Below are 15,827 nucleotides of genomic sequence, written 5' to 3' on the forward strand. Positions count from 1 at the left end.
CACGCGGCGCAAGCAGTGCGAGCGTGCATGAGGGCGGAAGGCGAGGGACGCATCCGGTATCATGGCCGGGTTATCCGAGGAGTCCCATGCGCGTATTAGTGAGCAACGACGACGGCGTCGACGCCCCCGGCATCAAGATGCTGGCCGAGCAACTGCGCGGCGCGGGCCACGAAGTGACCGTGGTCGCACCCGATCGCGATCGTTCCGGCGCCAGCAACTCGCTGACCCTGGATCTGCCGATCCGGATCAAGCGCATCGACCCGCACACCTGCAGCGTCGCCGGTACGCCGACCGACTGCGTGCACCTGGCGCTCACCGGCATGCTCGACGACGAACCGGACATGGTGGTCTCGGGGATCAACAACTCGGCCAACCTGGGCGACGACGTGATCTATTCGGGCACCGTCTCGGCGGCGATGGAAGGCCGCTTCCTGGGCCTGCCCGCGCTGGCGATGTCGCTGGTCACCCACAACCACGAACCCAAGCACTTCCAGACCGCCGCGCGCGCCGCGGTCGAGATCGTGGCGCGGCTGAAGGCCGATCCGCTGCCGGCGGACACCATCCTCAACGTCAACGTGCCGGACCTGCCGTGGGGCGAGATCAAGGGCTTCGAGGTCACCCGGCTCGGCAACCGCCACCGCTCCGAACCGTGCCTGCCGCAGCCCGATCCGCGCGGCGGCACCGTGTACTGGATCGGCCCGGCCGGCCGCGAGCAGGACGCCGGCCCGGGCACCGATTTCCACGCGGTGCGCACCGGCTTCATCTCGATCACCCCGATCCAGGTCGACCTGACCCGCTACCAGGCGCTGGAGACGGTGGCCAGCTGGGTTGGCGGCCTCACCGCCGCGCTGGACAACCCGGCATGACCCCGCGGCTGCGCCTGCAACCGGAAGCGATCGGCATCGGCATGACCTCGCAGCGCGTGCGCGACCGCCTGGTCGAACGCCTGCGCGAGTCCGGCATTCGCGACGAGGCCGTGCTCAACGCGGTGCGCACGGTGCCGCGGCACTTGTTCATCGACGAAGCGCTGGCCTCGCGTGCCTACGAGGACACTGCGCTGCCGATCGGCCATGGCCAGACCATCTCGCAGCCGTGGGTGGTGGCGCGGATGACCGAGACCGTGCTCGAGGTTGCACCGAAGAAGGTGTTGGAAGTGGGCACCGGCTCCGGCTACCAGGCCGCGATCCTGGCCGCGCTGGGGCTGGAGGTCTATACCGTGGAGCGCATCGGCGACCTGCTGCGGCAGGCGCGCAAGCGCTTGCGCCAGCTCGGCATGAACGTGCGCAGCAAGCACGACGACGGCCGCATCGGCTGGGCCGAGCACGGCCCCTACGATGCGATCGTGGTCACCGCCGCGGCGCCGGCGCTGGTCGATGCGCTGGTCGAGCAACTGGCGCCGGGCGGCTGCCTGGTGGCGCCGGTCGGCGGCCCCTCGTCGCAATCGCTGGTGCGCCTGCGCCGCGATGCCGAAGGCCGCATCGAACAGGACATTCTGGCGCCGGTGACCTTCGTCCCGCTGCTGTCGGGCATGCTGGATTGAGTCACCCTGGATTGAATCACCGGAGCTGGGTTGCATGAAGATATTCGGGCCGTTGTACGAACGTGCCATCGCCTGGTCGCGCCATCGCCGCGCGCCGACGTTCCTGACCGGGCTCAGCTTCGCCGAGGCGATCGTGTTCCCGGTGCCGCCGGAGGTGATGCTGGCGCCGATGTCGCTGGCGCAACCGCGGCGCGCGCTGTGGTTCGCCACGCTGAGCCTGATGGGTTCGCTGGCCGGTGCGCTGGTCGGCTACATGCTCGGCCATTTCGCCTTCGCCGCGGTGCAGCCGCTGATCGAATGGCTGGGCTGGACGCAGAAGATCGATGCGCAGGTGACTCATCTGCGCGAGGTGGTCGCCGAGTCGCCATGGCGTGCGTTCTGGTTGCTGGTGCTGGCCGGTTTCACCCCGATCCCGCTGAAGATATTTACCTGGGCCTCAGGCATCGTGGGAATCCCGCTGCTACCGTTCCTGGCGAGCATGTTGGTCGGCCGCGGCAAGCGCGTGTACCTGGTGGCCGGCGCGATCCGCCTGGGCGGGCCGCGTGCGGAAGCCGCGTTGCGGCGCTGGATCGAACCGCTCGGTTGGGTCGCGATGGCGATCCTGGCGCTGCTGGTGGTGTGGGTCATATGGAGAGCGAAGTACGGATGAGCGTCGATCGGGTGGTGCGCAACGGCCTGCGTTGCAGCGTGTGGTTGCTGGTGGCGGCAGGGATGGGCGCGTGCAGCAGCGCCACCGTCGTGCGGACGTCCGGAGCGCCCGGCAAGCCCGGCACGTCGGCGCCGCGTCCGTCCGTGCCCAAGCCCGGGGTCAGTGCGACCGTGCGCCGTGGCGACACGCTGTATGCGATCGCCCGCGTCAACAACATCAATCCGCAGGACCTGGCCGCCTGGAACCGGTTGCCGCCGCCGTACACGATCTATCCCGGGCAGTCGCTGAAGCTGTACCCGCCGGGTGGCGGCAGTGGCGGCGGCACGGTCGCGCGGCCGGGTAGCGCTCCGGTCGCGCCGCCGGGTTCTGCGGGAACGGCCGCGCGGCCGCCGGTCGCTGCGCCGACGCCGGTGAACAGCGGCTTCAGCTGGCGCTGGCCAGCCGACGGCGCGGTGGTCAGCCGCTTCGTGGTCGGCGAGACCACCAAGCAGGGCGTGGACATCGCCGGCAGCAGTGGCCAGGCGGTGCGTGCCGCCGCCGATGGCGTGGTGGTCTATTCGGGCGCCGGCCTGGTCGGCTACGGCGAACTGATCATCATCAAGCACAACGAGCAATGGCTGTCGGCCTACGGCCACAACCGCAAGCGCCTGGTCAACGAAGGCCAGAACGTGAAGGCAGGCGAGCAGATCGCCGAGATGGGGCGCAGCGGCGCCGCGCGCGACATGCTGCACTTCGAGATCCGCTACAACGGCAAACCGGTCGACCCGCTGCTGTACTTGCCCAGCAAGTAATCGGTACGTCGGCCCTCGGGCGGATCCCCGGCCCGGTGCAGCGCGCCGGGCGCTCAGTGGCGCGCGGTCCGGTGGACCGCAGGCGGCGCCGCCTAGCCCGCTACAACGGCCAAGCCGGTCGATCACGCTGCTGTATTTGCTGAGCAAGCAAGCGGCGGATCGGCGATGGGGCGTATTCCGGCGCAGCGCGCCAGTGGATCGGACGGCGAAACGCGGTCCGCACAGACAGCGACGGTGCTGCCGCTCAGCCTTCGAGCAGGAACCCGACCGCCACGCGCCGGCCTTCGGCGGCCAGTACGTTGTAGGTGCGCGCCGCCGCGGCGTTGTTCATCACTTCGATGCCGATGCCGCGGGTCAGGAACAGCGCCAGCGCGGCGGCAGAAGGGAAGACCTGGCGTTCGCCGGTGCCCAGGATCACCAGGGCCGGGTTCATTTCCAGCAAGGGCTGCAGGTGCTGTGGCTGCAGCTCGGTTGCGACCGGTGCGTCCCACGCCTCGACCAAGGCATCCGGGGCGAGAATGAAGCTGCGGGTGAGCAGGCGGTCGTTCACCTTGGCCTGGCGGCCATCGGCCATGCGCAGGGTGTAGGCGTAATCGGGCAGGTCCTGGGTCAGCTGCATGAGGGCACCGGGAAGCGGGTCAGCCGCGCGGCAGCACGATCTGGCGGTCTTCCTTGGCCGGGCGGTACAGGATCGCGGTGTGGCCGATGCGCTGCACCAGCACGCTGTGCGATTGCTCGACCAGGCTGGCGATGCTCGCGTCGCGGGCCTCGCGGTCGTCGCCGCCGACCTTCACCTTGACCAGTTCGTGGCGCTCCAGCACCTCGTCCAGTTCGGCCAGGAAGGCCGGCGTGACGCCCTTGCCGCCAATCTGCAACAGGGGTTTGAGGTCGTGCGCCAGGCCGCGCAGGAAGCGGTTCTGGGACGGAGTCAGGCTGATCGACATGCAGGCGGGAACGGGGTTGCCAAGGGCGATCAGGGTATCATGGCCGCCCACCACGACCGCGATCCCATGGCAACCCGCAGCAAAAGCAGCCAACGCTGGCTCCGCGAACATTTCGCCGACCCCTTCGTGAAGAAGGCCCAGGCCGAAGGCATGCGTTCGCGTGCCGCCTACAAGCTGGAAGAGCTGCTGCAGCGCGACAAGCTGCTCAAGCCGGACATGCTGGTGGTCGATCTCGGCGCCGCGCCGGGCGGCTGGTCGCAGCAGGTGCGCAAGTCGCTGGGCGAGCGCGGCCGGGTGCTGGCGCTGGACATCCTGGAGATGCCGCCGCTGGCCGGCGTGGAGTTCCTTCACGGCGACTTCAGGGAAGACGCGGTGCTATCGCAGTTCGAGGAAATGCTGGGCGGCAACCCGGTAGACCTTGTGCTGTCGGATATGGCCCCCAATAAAAGCGGCATGGATGCGGTCGACCAGCCGCGGATGATGCATCTGGCCGAATTGGCGATGGCGTTCGCCGATACCCACCTCAAGCCGGGCGGGGCGTTCCTGATCAAGCTGTTCCAGGGCGTCGGGTCCGACGACTACATCCGCGAGATGCGCCGCCGTTACGAGAAGGTGTCCATCCGCAAACCGGCGGCATCGCGCAAGCGCTCGCCGGAGGTCTATGTCCTCGGACAGGGCAAGCGTGCCCAGATCAAGTAAGCTGAACCCGTCGCATCACGCATCGAGAAAGAGTTGAAGGGACACCGGAGCCAATGAGGATGAACGACTTGACCAAGAATCTGTTGCTGTGGGTAGTCGTCGCCGTCGTGCTGATGGTGGTGTTCCAGAGCTTCTCGCCACGGCTGGCCGGCGGTCCCGGCAACGACACCGTGACCTATACCCAGTTCCTGAAGGAAGTGGACGGCGGGCGGGTGAAGTCGGTCGACTTCACCGACGACACCGGACTGTCGGTGACCGCGATCCGCTTCAAGCGCAGCGACGGCAGCGAGAGCACGGTCTACGGGCCGCGCGACGACAAGCTGGTCGACGTGCTGTACAGCAAGAACGTGGAGATGACCCGGCAGAAGCCGGCCAACGGCCCGAGCTTCTGGTCGCTGGTGCTGAACTTCCTGCCGGTCATCCTGATCATCGGCTTCTGGCTGTTCATCATGCGCCAGATGCAGGGCGGCGGTGGCGGCGCCAAGGGCGCGATGTCGTTCGGCAAGTCGCGCGCCAAGCTGCAGGGCGAGGACCAGATCAAGATCACCTTCGCCGACGTCGCCGGCTGCGACGAGGCCAAGGAGGAAGTCAGCGAGCTGGTCGACTTCCTGCGCGATCCGACCAAGTTCACCAAGCTCGGCGGCAAGATCCCGCGCGGCGTGCTGATGGTCGGCCCGCCCGGCACCGGCAAGACGCTGCTGGCCAAGGCCATCGCCGGCGAGGCCAAGGTGCCGTTCTTCAGCATTTCCGGTTCCGACTTCGTCGAGATGTTCGTCGGCGTCGGCGCCAGCCGCGTGCGCGACATGTTCGAGCAGGCCAAGAAGCACGCGCCGTGCATCATCTTCATCGACGAAATCGATGCGGTCGGCCGTCATCGCGGTGCCGGCCTGGGCGGCGGCCACGACGAGCGCGAGCAGACCCTGAACCAGTTGCTGGTGGAGATGGACGGGTTCGAGGGCGGCGAAGGCGTGATCGTGATCGCCGCGACCAACCGTCCGGACGTGCTCGACCCGGCACTGCTGCGCCCGGGCCGCTTCGACCGCCAGGTGGTGGTGGGGCTGCCGGACGTGCGTGGCCGCGAGCAGATCCTGAAGGTGCACATGCGCAAGCTGCCGCTGGCCGACGACGTCGAGCCGATGGTGATCGCGCGCGGTACTCCGGGCTTCTCCGGCGCCGACCTGGCCAACCTGTGCAACGAGGCGGCGCTGTTCGCCGCGCGCGAAACGGTCAAGGAGGTCCGCATGGACCACTTCGACCGCGCCCGCGACAAGATCCTGATGGGGTCCGAGCGCCGTTCGATGGCGATGAGCGAGGAAGAGAAGACGCTCACCGCCTACCACGAGGCCGGCCATGCCATCGTCGGTCGCCTGGTGCCGGAGCACGATCCGGTCTACAAGGTCACCATCATCCCGCGCGGGCGTGCGCTGGGCGTGACCATGTACCTGCCGGAAGGCGACAAGTACTCGATCAACCGCGTCGCGATCCAGTCGCAGCTGTGCTCGCTGTACGGCGGCCGCGTCGCCGAGGAGCTGATCTTCGGCACCGACAAGGTCACCACCGGCGCCTCCAACGACATCGAGCGCGCGACCAAGATGGCGCGCAACATGGTCACCAAGTGGGGCCTGTCCGACGAGCTGGGGCCGATCGCCTACGGCGAGGAAGACGACGAGGTGTTCCTGGGCCGTTCGGTGACCCAGCACAAGAGCGTGTCCGACGATACCGCGCGCCGCATCGACGAAGTAGTGCGTTCGATCCTCGACAAGGCCTACGCCAAGACCACGCATATCCTGACCGAGAACCTGGACAAGCTGCACGTGATGGCCAAGTTGCTGCTGGAGTACGAAACCATCGACGTGCCGCAGATCGACGCGATCATGGAAGGCCGCGATCCGCCGCCGCCGATGGGCTGGAACAAGTCCGGCAAGGATGGCAAGGACGGCGGCAACGACAAGGGCAGTTCGCGGCCGCTGCCGCCGATCACCGGCCCGGCCGAGCAGCTGTAAGCGCCCGCTCGGGTCGATCGGAAAGCCAGGGAGCGATCCCTGGCTTTTTTGTTGCCTGCGCTTTTGTAGATCCGGCGGTGCAGGACAGGCCGCCGCAGCGGCGATCGCATCGCTCCGGCCGAGCTTGTGGACGCATCCTGCCGCCGCGTCGTCGTAGGCACTGCGACTGGGCGACAATGGCGCCCCGTCATCACTGTCCGCCGCCCATGCCAACGCCCGCTTGTCCATCGCTGTCGCTGCCTGCGAACGCCGTCGTCGCCACGACGCGCCGCGCCGCTGCACGAAGCGCAACGAAGCCCGTGCGCGGCATCCCCATCCGGTGCGGCAACCCGCAGGAGTACCGCTGATGTTCGAAACCTCGCCGAGCCTGGATTGCGGCGGACGCCGCCTGTTGCTGGATCGTCCGCGGGTGATGGGCATCGTCAACGTCACCCCCGACTCGTTTTCCGACGGCGGCGCGCATGCGACGGTGGAAGCGGCCGTCGCGCATGGCCTGCGCCTGGTGGAGGAGGGCGCCGACCTGCTCGACATCGGCGGCGAATCGACCCGTCCCGGCGCCACCCCGGTCCCGGTGGAAGAGGAATTGCGCCGGGTCATCCCGGTGATCGAGCGCCTGGCGGCGCAGACCACGTTGCCGCTGAGCGTGGACACCTTCAAGCCGGACGTGATGCGCGCGGCGGTCGCCGCCGGCGCCGGCATGATCAACGACATCCAGGCCCTGCGCCGGCCCGGCGCACTGGACGCGGCGGCGGAACTGCGGGTGCCGGTGGTGCTGATGCACATGCCCGACGACGCCTATGCCGCCGGCAGCGCGCCGCACTACGACGACGTGGTCGGCGAGGTGCACCGGTTCCTGGCCGAGCGCCTGTTCGCCGCGGAAATGGCCGGCATCGACAAGCGCCGCCTGCTGGTCGATCCGGGCTTCGGTTTCGGCAAGGGCACCGCCGACAACCTGCAGTTGCTGGCGCAGCTGTCGCGCCTGGTCGAACTCGGCGTGCCGGTGCTGGCCGGGCTGTCGCGCAAGCGCAGCATCGGCGAACTGACCGGGCGCACCGCACCGGAGCAGCGCATGGCCGGCTCGGTGGCGGCGCACCTGCTGGCGGCGCAGCGCGGTGCGCTGCTGCTGCGCGTGCACGACGTCGCCGCCACGGTCGACGCGCTGAAGGTCTGGAATGCGCTGGCGGCGGTGCCGCTGCCGCGCAGCGGCGCCGCGCCCGCCGCGCTCCGCTGGCCGGACGAGGACTGATGCCCGCCGACCGGCGCCCGCGCGCCATCGCGCTGATGGGGCCGACCGCGTCGGGCAAGACCGCCGCGGCGATCGCCCTGGCCGAGCGCTACGGCGGCGAGATCGTCAGCGTCGATTCGGCCCTGGTGTACCGCGGCTTGAGCATCGGTGCGGCCAAGCCCGACGCCCGGCAGCTGGCGCGCGTGCCGCACCATCTGCTGGACCTGCGCGATCCGTGGCAACCCTATTCGGCCGCCGAATTCGCGGTGGACGCGCGTGCCGCGCTGGAGGCGATCGTCGCCCGCGGCCGCCTGCCGATCCTGGCCGGTGGCACCGGCCTGTATTTCCAGGCGTTGCTGGAAGGCCTGGCGCCGATGCCGCCTGCCGATCCGCAGCTGCGCGCAGCGCTGGCCGCGCGCGCGCAGGCCGACGGCTGGGCGGCGCTGCACGCGCAGCTGCAGCAGGTCGATCCGCTGGCCGCGCGGCGGATCCGGCCCGGCGACGCGCAGCGCATCCAGCGCGCGCTGGAAGTGTTCCAGCTCAGCGGCCGCCCGATCAGCGCATGGCAGGCGCAGCCGGGGCCGCCGCGGCTGCCGTTGCGGGTCCTGAAACTGGTGCTGGCGCCGCCCGACCGCGCGCTGCTGCACCGGCGCATCGCGCTGCGCTTCGACGCGATGCTGGAGCAGGGCTTCCTCGACGAGGTGCGCGCGCTGCGCGCCTTGCCGGCGTTGCGCCAGGTGGCGCGGCCGCTGGAGCTGCCGGCGGTGCGCGCGGTCGGCTACCGCCAGGCCTGGGAACACCTGGACGGGGCCAGCGATGCGGCCACGTTCCGCGATCGCGCGATCTCCGCTACCCGCCAGCTGGCCAAGCGCCAACTGACCTGGCTGCGCGGGGAGCTGGACGCGCGCTGGTTCGACCCCGAATGCGACGGCGCGCGCCTGGATGTCGCAGTGGCGGACTTTCTTGGCTGATTTGGCTACACGCCGCGCTGTGCTGGAGCCCGCGGTTGTGTAACATCGGCGGTCCGGGCCACGGCAGGGGAGCTGCAGTGCCGTCCCGGGCACATAAAAACAATAAACGGGAGTGAAGCATGTCCAAGGGGCAATCCTTACAGGATCCTTTCCTGAACGCGCTGCGTCGCGAACGGGTGCCGGTCTCGGTGTATCTGGTCAACGGCATCAAGCTGCAGGGTACCATCGAGTCCTTCGACCAGTTCGTGGTGCTGTTGCGCAACACCGTGAGCCAGATGGTCTACAAACACGCCATTTCCACCGTGGTGCCGGCGCGCAACGTGCGCGTCGGACCGGGCGGTGGCTATGTGCAGCAGAACGAGGGTGGTAGTGCGGACGATGACGAAGCCGAGTAAGACGCTGGTGAAGACCGGAGCCGCGGGTGTTTGATCGTTCCCGCCGCGGCGAACACGCACTGCTGATCCAGCCCTATGCCGGTGGACCGTTGGAGGACGATGTGCTGGAGGAGTTCGCCGACCTGGCGCGCTCCGCCGGCGCCAGCATCGCCGCCACGCTGACCGCGCGCATCGACAAGCCCAGCCCGTCGACGCTGATCGGCAGCGGCAAGCTGGAAGAGGTCAAGGCCGCGGCCGAGGCCAGCGGCGCCGATCTGATCCTGGTCAACCATGCTCTGAGTCCCGGCCAGGAGCGCAACCTGGAAAAGTACCTGGAGCGGCGCGTGATCGACCGCACCGGGCTGATCCTGGACATCTTCGCGCAACGCGCGCGCAGCCACGAGGGCAAGCTGCAGGTCGAACTGGCGCAGCTGCGCCACATGGCCACGCGGCTGGTGCGCGGTTGGACCCATCTGGAGCGCCAGCGCGGCGGTTCGATCGGCCTGCGCGGCCCTGGCGAAACCCAGCTGGAAACCGACCGCCGGCTGCTGCAGAAGCGGGTCGAGCAGTTGCAGAAGCGGCTGGAAAAGGTCGAGGTGCAACACACCCAGATGCGCCGTGCGCGGGTGCGCAGCGAACTGCCGCGGATCGCGGTGGTCGGCTATACCAATGCCGGCAAGTCGACCCTGTTCAACGCCTTGACCGGGGCCGAGGCCTACGCCGCCGACCAGCTGTTCGCGACCCTGGACCCGACCGTGCGCCGCATCGCGCTGCCGGGCGGCAACGCGATGCTGGCCGACACCGTCGGCTTCGTGCGCAACCTGCCGCACGAACTGGTCGCCGCGTTCCGCTCGACCCTGTCCGAGGCGCGCGAGGCCGATTTCCTGCTGCACGTGGTCGATGCCGCCGATCCGTTGCGCGAAGAACGCATCGCCCAGGTCGACGAGGTGCTGCACGCGGTCGGCGCCGGCGATCTGCCGCAGTTGCTGGTGTTCAACAAGATCGACCGCATCGAAGGCGCCGACGTGCGCCACGATGCGCAGGACGGGGTGCCGGACGAGGCGCGCCGCGAGCGGGTCTGGATCTCGGCGCGCGACGAACGTGGCCTGGACCTGCTGCAGGGCGTGCTCGGCCAGCGGCTGGGGCTGCAGCACGTGCAGGGCAGCCTGCGCCTGCCGTCCAGCGCCGGGCGCCTGCGCTCGCAACTGCACCAACTGCAGGTGGTCCGCAGCGAGCAGGCCGACGAAGACGGCTGGCTGCTGCAGGTGGACATCCCGATCACCGAGGCCGAGCGCCTGGCCGCCAGCGCCGACGGCGCGCCGATCCGCGCGCTGTTGCCGCCGCGCGAGGAAGAGGAGTGGCAGCAGCGTTAGCCGCAATGCCGGATCGCGCCGCTGCCCGCCTCGGCTGGGTGCATTTGGACTCGGCCGTTTGCGGCTTGCGCAAGGTCTGTAGGCGCGGCTTCAGCCGCGACGGGCTCTACCGATACGGTCCGTCGCGGCTGAAGCGGCTCCTGCGGTGATGTCATATGAATCGGCAAGTAGCTGTTCTTCCCCGCTGCGCGAAGACGCGACTGATGGCGGCGGCATGCAAGCGAGCCTGCGCCTGAAGCACCAGCACCAGCCCGCTGCGCCACCATCGCTGAAGCCACGCAGGGCCGCGCGCCACGCAAACGCGACAGCCGTGGCGAATTCGGCTACAAAGCGCATTGGTTTCCCGAGCAGCGCCATGAACGTCCCCACCGACCCGCAACTCCTGCAACTCGCCACTGCGCTCAGCGATCAGCTGCGCACCGCGCGCGAGCGCCTGGTCACCGCCGAGAGCTGCAGCGGCGGCTGGATCGCCAAGGCGATGACGGATATTTCCGGCTCCTCGGACTGGTTCGACTGCGGCATGGTCGCCTACAGCTACGAGGCCAAGCAGGCGCTGCTCGGCGTGCGTCCGCAGACCCTGGAGCACCACGGCGCGGTCAGCCGCGAGACGGTGATCGAGATGGTGTCCGGCGCGCTGGTCAATTCCGGCGCCAGCATCGCGGTGGCGGTGACCGGCATCGCCGGCCCCGGCGGCGGTTCCGCCGACAAGCCGGTCGGCACCGTGTGGGTGGGCTGGAAGCGGCGCGGCGGCTACGCCAGCGCGCAGTTGTTCCATTTCGACGGCGACCGCGACGCGGTGCGCCGGCAGACCGTCGCCGCGGCGCTGCACGGCCTCGGCGCGCTGCTGTGAACGCCGACGGGCGCTAGGTGGCGACCGCGATGTGGGAGGCGCTGAGCACGGTCCGCGACCTGGGGCGTTTGCAGGAAATCGCCTCGGTGCTGATCCGTTACGGCTTCGGCGACGTGGTCCGCCGCATCGGCATGGCCGACGTGCTGGAACGCGCCGGACGCCTGCTGCACTGGCACAACGCCGAAGAGATGCTGCGCATGTCGGCGCCGCAGCGGGTGCGGCGCGCGTTGCAGGATCTCGGGCCGACCTTCGTCAAGCTCGGCCAGGTGCTGGCCACGCGCGTGGACCTGCTGCCGCCGGAGTGGATCGACGAACTCGGCGAGCTGCAGAACGCGGCGCCGGCGCTGCCCTACGAACAGATCCTGCCGCAACTGCTCGAGGCGTTGGGCGAGGCGCCGTCGGCGATCTTCGCCCAGGTCGAGGAGACTCCGCTGGCCGCCGCGTCGCTGGCGCAGACCCACCGCGCCTGGCTGCACGACGGCACTGCGGTGGTGATGAAGGTGCGCCGCCCCGGCATCCGCGACGTGATCGAGGCCGACCTGCGGCTGCTGGCGCGGCTGGCGGAGATCGTCGAGGCGCGTGCGGCCGATCTCAAGCGCTACCACCCGGCGGAGGTGGTGCATCAGTTCACCGTGTCGCTGCGGCGCGAACTGGATTTCGCCGGCGAATGCCGCAACGCCGAGCGCATCGCCGCCAATTTCCAGGGCCACGACGAGATCCTGATCCCGCGCGTGCATTGGCAGTGGACCTGCGAGACGCTCAACGTGCAGGACTTCGTCGCCGGCATCGGCGGGCGCGACCTGGCGGGTGTGGATGCCGCCGGCCTGGACCGCCGCCGACTGGCCCGCGTCGGCGCCGAGATCGTGCTGAAGATGGTGCTCGAGGACGGCTGCTTCCACGCCGATCCGCACCCGGGCAACATCTTCTACCTGCCCGGCGAACGCATCGCGGTGATCGATTTCGGCATGGTCGGGCGCATCTCCGAGCAGCGCCGCTACCAGGTCGTGCAGTTGCTGCACGGCCTGGTCACCCAGGAGGCCGAGGCGGTCACCGACGTGCTGCTGGAATGGACCGACGGCGATGCCGAGATCGACGAGGCGCGGCTGCAACTGGAGATCGCCGGCTTCGTCGACCAGTACCGCGGCGTGCCGTTGAAGGAGCTGAGGGTCGGCGCGATGCTCGGCGACGTCACCGCGATCCTGCGCCAGCACGCGCTGGCGCTGCCGGCCGACCTGGCGCTGATGATCAAGACCTTCCTGACCCTGGAAGGGGTAGGGCGCCAGCTCGATCCGGACTTCGACATGGCCGGCGCCGCGGCGCCGTATCTGGAGCGGGTGATGCTGCAGCGCTTCGCCCCGCGCGCGATGGCCAAGCGCGGCCGCCGCACCGTGCTCGGCGCGCTGGAACTGCTCGGCGACCTGCCGCGCGACACCCGCCGGCTGCTGCAGGCGGCGCGGCGCGGACGGCTGCAGCTCAATGTCGAGACGACGTCGCTGAAGGGCTTCGGCGACCAGGTCAACCGCGCCGCGAATCGGTTGACCATGGGCATCGTCACCGCGGCGCTGATCATCGGCTCCTCGATCGTGATGAACAGCGTCGGCGGCGTCTCCAGCCGTTGGCTGCTGGCGATCGGCGTGGGCGGTTTCATCGGCGCGGCGCTGTCGGGCGTGTGGATCCTGATCTCGATCTGGCGCAGCGGCCGCTGAGCGGAGCGGTGGTCGCTGCGAGCGAACTCCCGGTGTGCGGGTGTGGCCGCAAGGCCCGGCGGGGCGGGCGATCTGCGGAACGGCAGCCCCCTTGATGCGATCACGCCGGGGTTGCCCATTTCCGTTTTTAGTAGTATTACTACTAACCATGGAACTGACCGAAACCCAGCAGGCGATCCTCGACCTGATCGCCCAGCGTATCGAGCACGACGGCGCACCGCCGTCGCAGACCGAGATCGCCCGTGCCTTCGGCTTCAAGGGTGTGCGCGCCGCGCAATACCACCTGGAAGCCCTGGAGCAGGCCGGCGCGATCCGCCGCGTGCCGGGACAGGCGCGCGGCATCCGGCTGGTGAGCGGCGCGGCCGCACCGGCGCGGGCCCCGCAGGTGGACAGTGCCGACATCCTGCGCCTGCCGGTGCTGGGGCGGGTCGCCGCCGGCCTGCCGATCGGCGCGGACATCGGTTCGGACGATTTCGTGGTGCTGGACCGGGTGTTCTTCTCCCCGGCGCCGGACTACCTGTTGAAGGTGCAGGGCGACTCGATGCGCGACGAAGGCATCTTCGACGGCGACCTGATCGGCGTGCACCGGACCCGCGACGCCCGTTCCGGGCAGATCGTGGTGGCGCGGATCGACGAGGAGATCACGGTCAAGCTGCTGAAGATCGGCAAGGACCGCATCCGCCTGCTGCCGCGCAACCCGGACTACGCGCCGATCGACGTGCTGCCCGACCAGGATTTCGCCATCGAAGGCCTGTATTGCGGCCTGCTGCGCCCCAACCGTTGATTTTGGAGATTGCACTACACCGCAGGCCGGATTTTCCCGACCCGCACCATCGCTGTTCGCCGCTGCTGTAGACCTGCCCGGACGAATTATTTTTTCTTTGCCCCGCACTGTCTCAGCCCGTGCGATACCTGGCCGCTAAATTGAACCTACCCCGCAAATCATCCTCACCTCCGAAGGACACCAAAATGGACGAGAACAAGAAGCGCGCGCTCGCTGCCGCACTGAGCCAGATCGAGAAGCAGTTCGGCAAGGGTTCGGTGATGCGGATGGGCGATCGCATCATCGAAGCCGTCGAGGTGATTCCGACCGGCTCGCTGATGCTGGACATCGCGCTGGGCATCGGCGGCTTGCCGAAGGGCCGCGTCGTCGAGATCTATGGTCCGGAATCCTCGGGCAAGACCACGCTGACCCTGCAGGCCATCGCCGAGTGCCAGAAGAAGGGCGGCACCGCGGCCTTCATCGATGCCGAGCACGCGCTGGACCCGATCTATGCCGGCAAGCTCGGCGTCAACGTCGACGAACTGCTGCTGTCGCAGCCGGATACCGGCGAACAGGCGCTGGAAATCGCCGACATGCTGGTGCGTTCGGGCTCGGTCGACATCGTGGTGGTCGACTCGGTCGCCGCGCTGACCCCGAAGGCCGAAATCGAAGGCGAGATGGGCGACCAGCTGCCGGGCCTGCAGGCCCGCCTGATGAGCCAGGCGCTGCGCAAGCTGACCGGCAACATCAAGCGCTCCAACACGCTGGTGGTGTTCATCAACCAACTGCGCATGAAGATCGGCGTGATGATGCCCGGCCAGAGCCCGGAAGTGACCACCGGCGGCAACGCGTTGAAGTTCTACGCCTCGGTGCGCCTGGACATCCGCCGCATCGGCGCGATCAAGAAGGGCGACGAGATCATCGGCAACCAGACCAAGATCAAGGTGGTCAAGAACAAGCTGGCGCCGCCGTTCAAGCAGGTCATCACCGAGATCCTGTACGGCGAGGGCATCAGCCGCGAAGGCGAGCTGATCGACATGGGCGTGGAAGCCAAGCTGGTCGAGAAGGCCGGTGCCTGGTACAGCTACGGCAGCGAGCGCATCGGCCAGGGCAAGGACAATTCGCGCCAGTACCTGCGCGACAACCCGCAGGTGGCGGCGAAGCTGGAAAGCGAGCTGCGCGAGAAGTTCCAGCCTACGGAAATCGCACCGAGCGCGGCCGAAGCCGAGGACGCCGACGCAGACGCCGAGGCGTGATGGTCTTCTGCCGGGGGAGCGGTGGAGTCAGTGCCGCTCGTCTCCCTCGGCAGTCTTGAGCAAGCCAGGAGGGCAGGTGCCAGGGACGGCACATTGACGATCGTGGCGGTGAGCCTGCATGGGTGACGACGAACAAGCACAGGAACCGCGCCGGCGCCGCCGGCAGCCGGAACAGACGCCATTGCAGCGGGCCTTGGGCCTGCTGGTGCGCCGCGAACATTCGCGCAAGGAACTGACCCGCAAATTGCGGGCGCGCGGCGTGGAGCCGGATGCCGCCGCCGCCGCGGTGGAGCGCCTGGCGGGCGAGGGCTGGCAGGACGATGGCCGCTTCGCCGAACTGCTGGTGCGCAGCCGGGCCAATACCGGCTATGGACCCTTGCATATTCGTGCCGAACTGGGCACCCACGGCCTGGATAGCGAGGCTATCGCCACGGCGATGGCCGCATTCGACGGCGACTGGAGCGAAAACGCCCGCGATCTGGTGCAGCGCCGCTTCGGCGCGGCCGGACCGGTGGACCTGGCGCAGCGGCGCAAGGCCGCCGATCTGCTGGCGCGGCGCGGTTTCGATGGCGACAGCATCCGCGCGGCCACGCGCTACGAGCCGGAGGACTGAGCGGGCCGGGCCTGCTAACCTTGGCGGATTGTCTTGTCCGGTTTCCGCACGCCCTTATCTTGAGGGGGTA

17 protein-coding genes are annotated in these 15,827 nt (G+C 69.0%); 15 read left to right on the plus strand and 2 right to left on the minus strand.

All coding sequences use genetic code 11. From position 1 onward, the window contains the following. Window positions 1-86: 86 nt before the first annotated feature. From surE to H9658_RS18575, 4 genes are read left to right on the plus strand one after another with little or no spacing between them, the layout of a single operon-like run. Complete coding sequence (surE, locus tag H9658_RS18560) at window positions 87-866, plus strand: 5'/3'-nucleotidase SurE (RefSeq protein WP_179564147.1); 780 nt, start codon at window positions 87-89, stop codon at window positions 864-866. After that, complete coding sequence (locus H9658_RS18565) at window positions 863-1,540, plus strand: protein-L-isoaspartate(D-aspartate) O-methyltransferase (RefSeq protein WP_191826498.1); 678 nt, start codon at window positions 863-865, stop codon at window positions 1,538-1,540. Before surE ends, H9658_RS18565 begins: the two co-directional genes overlap by 4 nt. Window positions 1,541-1,574: 34 nt before the next feature. Beyond that, complete coding sequence (locus tag H9658_RS18570) at window positions 1,575-2,189, plus strand: YqaA family protein (RefSeq protein ID WP_179564151.1); 615 nt, start codon at window positions 1,575-1,577, stop codon at window positions 2,187-2,189. Beyond that, window positions 2,168-2,980: a peptidoglycan DD-metalloendopeptidase family protein gene (locus tag H9658_RS18575; protein WP_191826499.1), complete on the plus strand. Its 813-nt coding sequence runs from the start codon at window positions 2,168-2,170 to the stop codon at window positions 2,978-2,980. The genes H9658_RS18570 and H9658_RS18575 overlap by 22 nt, the downstream gene beginning before the upstream one ends. Window positions 2,981-3,224: 244 nt before the next feature. Here H9658_RS18575 and H9658_RS18580 read toward each other — a convergent pair whose 3' ends face one another. Beyond that, window positions 3,225-3,599: an Mth938-like domain-containing protein gene (locus tag H9658_RS18580; protein WP_179564155.1), complete on the minus strand. Its 375-nt coding sequence runs from the start codon at window positions 3,597-3,599 to the stop codon at window positions 3,225-3,227. A 19-nt stretch (window positions 3,600-3,618) separates the two neighbouring features. Beyond that, window positions 3,619-3,924 (minus strand): ribosome assembly RNA-binding protein YhbY, encoded by a 306-nt coding sequence (gene yhbY / locus H9658_RS18585; protein ID WP_003471333.1) that lies wholly within the window; start codon window positions 3,922-3,924, stop codon window positions 3,619-3,621. A 66-nt stretch (window positions 3,925-3,990) separates the two neighbouring features. On the opposite strand from yhbY, the gene rlmE reads away from it, so the two are divergent. From rlmE to recX, 11 genes are all read left to right on the plus strand, one after another. Continuing rightward, complete coding sequence (rlmE, locus tag H9658_RS18590) at window positions 3,991-4,623, plus strand: 23S rRNA (uridine(2552)-2'-O)-methyltransferase RlmE (protein WP_179565565.1); 633 nt, start codon at window positions 3,991-3,993, stop codon at window positions 4,621-4,623. 59 nt (window positions 4,624-4,682) lie between these two features. Continuing rightward, on the plus strand, window positions 4,683-6,626 hold the full coding sequence (ftsH, locus tag H9658_RS18595; RefSeq protein WP_179564157.1) for an ATP-dependent zinc metalloprotease FtsH: 1,944 nt from the start codon (window positions 4,683-4,685) through the stop codon (window positions 6,624-6,626). A gap of 346 nt (window positions 6,627-6,972) precedes the next feature. Beyond that, window positions 6,973-7,872, plus strand: a complete 900-nt coding sequence (gene folP, locus H9658_RS18600) for a dihydropteroate synthase (RefSeq protein WP_191826500.1) — start codon at window positions 6,973-6,975, stop codon at window positions 7,870-7,872. After that, window positions 7,872-8,822 carry a tRNA (adenosine(37)-N6)-dimethylallyltransferase MiaA gene (miaA, locus tag H9658_RS18605; protein WP_179564161.1) on the plus strand — a complete coding sequence of 317 codons (951 nt, stop codon included), beginning with the start codon at window positions 7,872-7,874 and terminating at the stop codon, window positions 8,820-8,822. The genes folP and miaA overlap by 1 nt, the downstream gene beginning before the upstream one ends. A 119-nt stretch (window positions 8,823-8,941) precedes the next feature. Then, the gene (gene hfq / locus H9658_RS18610; protein ID WP_003471569.1) at window positions 8,942-9,217 is read left to right on the plus strand and encodes an RNA chaperone Hfq; all 276 of its coding nucleotides are present in this window, start codon (window positions 8,942-8,944) and stop codon (window positions 9,215-9,217) included. 26 nt (window positions 9,218-9,243) lie between these two features. Then, on the plus strand, window positions 9,244-10,569 hold the full coding sequence (hflX, locus tag H9658_RS18615; protein ID WP_179564163.1) for a ribosome rescue GTPase HflX: 1,326 nt from the start codon (window positions 9,244-9,246) through the stop codon (window positions 10,567-10,569). A 355-nt stretch (window positions 10,570-10,924) separates the two neighbouring features. Further along, a complete protein-coding gene (locus H9658_RS18620; protein WP_191826501.1) occupies window positions 10,925-11,419 on the plus strand; it encodes a CinA family protein in 495 nt (164 codons plus the stop codon). 29 nt (window positions 11,420-11,448) lie between these two features. Further along, window positions 11,449-13,125 carry an ABC1 kinase family protein gene (locus H9658_RS18625; protein ID WP_179565567.1) on the plus strand — a complete coding sequence of 559 codons (1,677 nt, stop codon included), beginning with the start codon at window positions 11,449-11,451 and terminating at the stop codon, window positions 13,123-13,125. A 148-nt stretch (window positions 13,126-13,273) separates the two neighbouring features. Continuing rightward, entirely contained in the window at window positions 13,274-13,909 is a 636-nt protein-coding gene (gene lexA / locus H9658_RS18630; protein WP_191826502.1) for a transcriptional repressor LexA, read from the plus strand. A gap of 185 nt (window positions 13,910-14,094) precedes the next feature. Then, complete coding sequence (gene recA, locus H9658_RS18635) at window positions 14,095-15,144, plus strand: recombinase RecA (RefSeq protein WP_145700280.1); 1,050 nt, start codon at window positions 14,095-14,097, stop codon at window positions 15,142-15,144. A 118-nt stretch (window positions 15,145-15,262) separates the two neighbouring features. Next, window positions 15,263-15,757 (plus strand): recombination regulator RecX, encoded by a 495-nt coding sequence (recX, locus tag H9658_RS18640; protein ID WP_191826503.1) that lies wholly within the window; start codon window positions 15,263-15,265, stop codon window positions 15,755-15,757. Window positions 15,758-15,827: the final 70 nt, after the last annotated feature.

It is taken from the genome of Xanthomonas bonasiae, assembly GCF_014836395.1.
Classification (GTDB): domain Bacteria; phylum Pseudomonadota; class Gammaproteobacteria; order Xanthomonadales; family Xanthomonadaceae; genus Xanthomonas_A; species Xanthomonas_A bonasiae.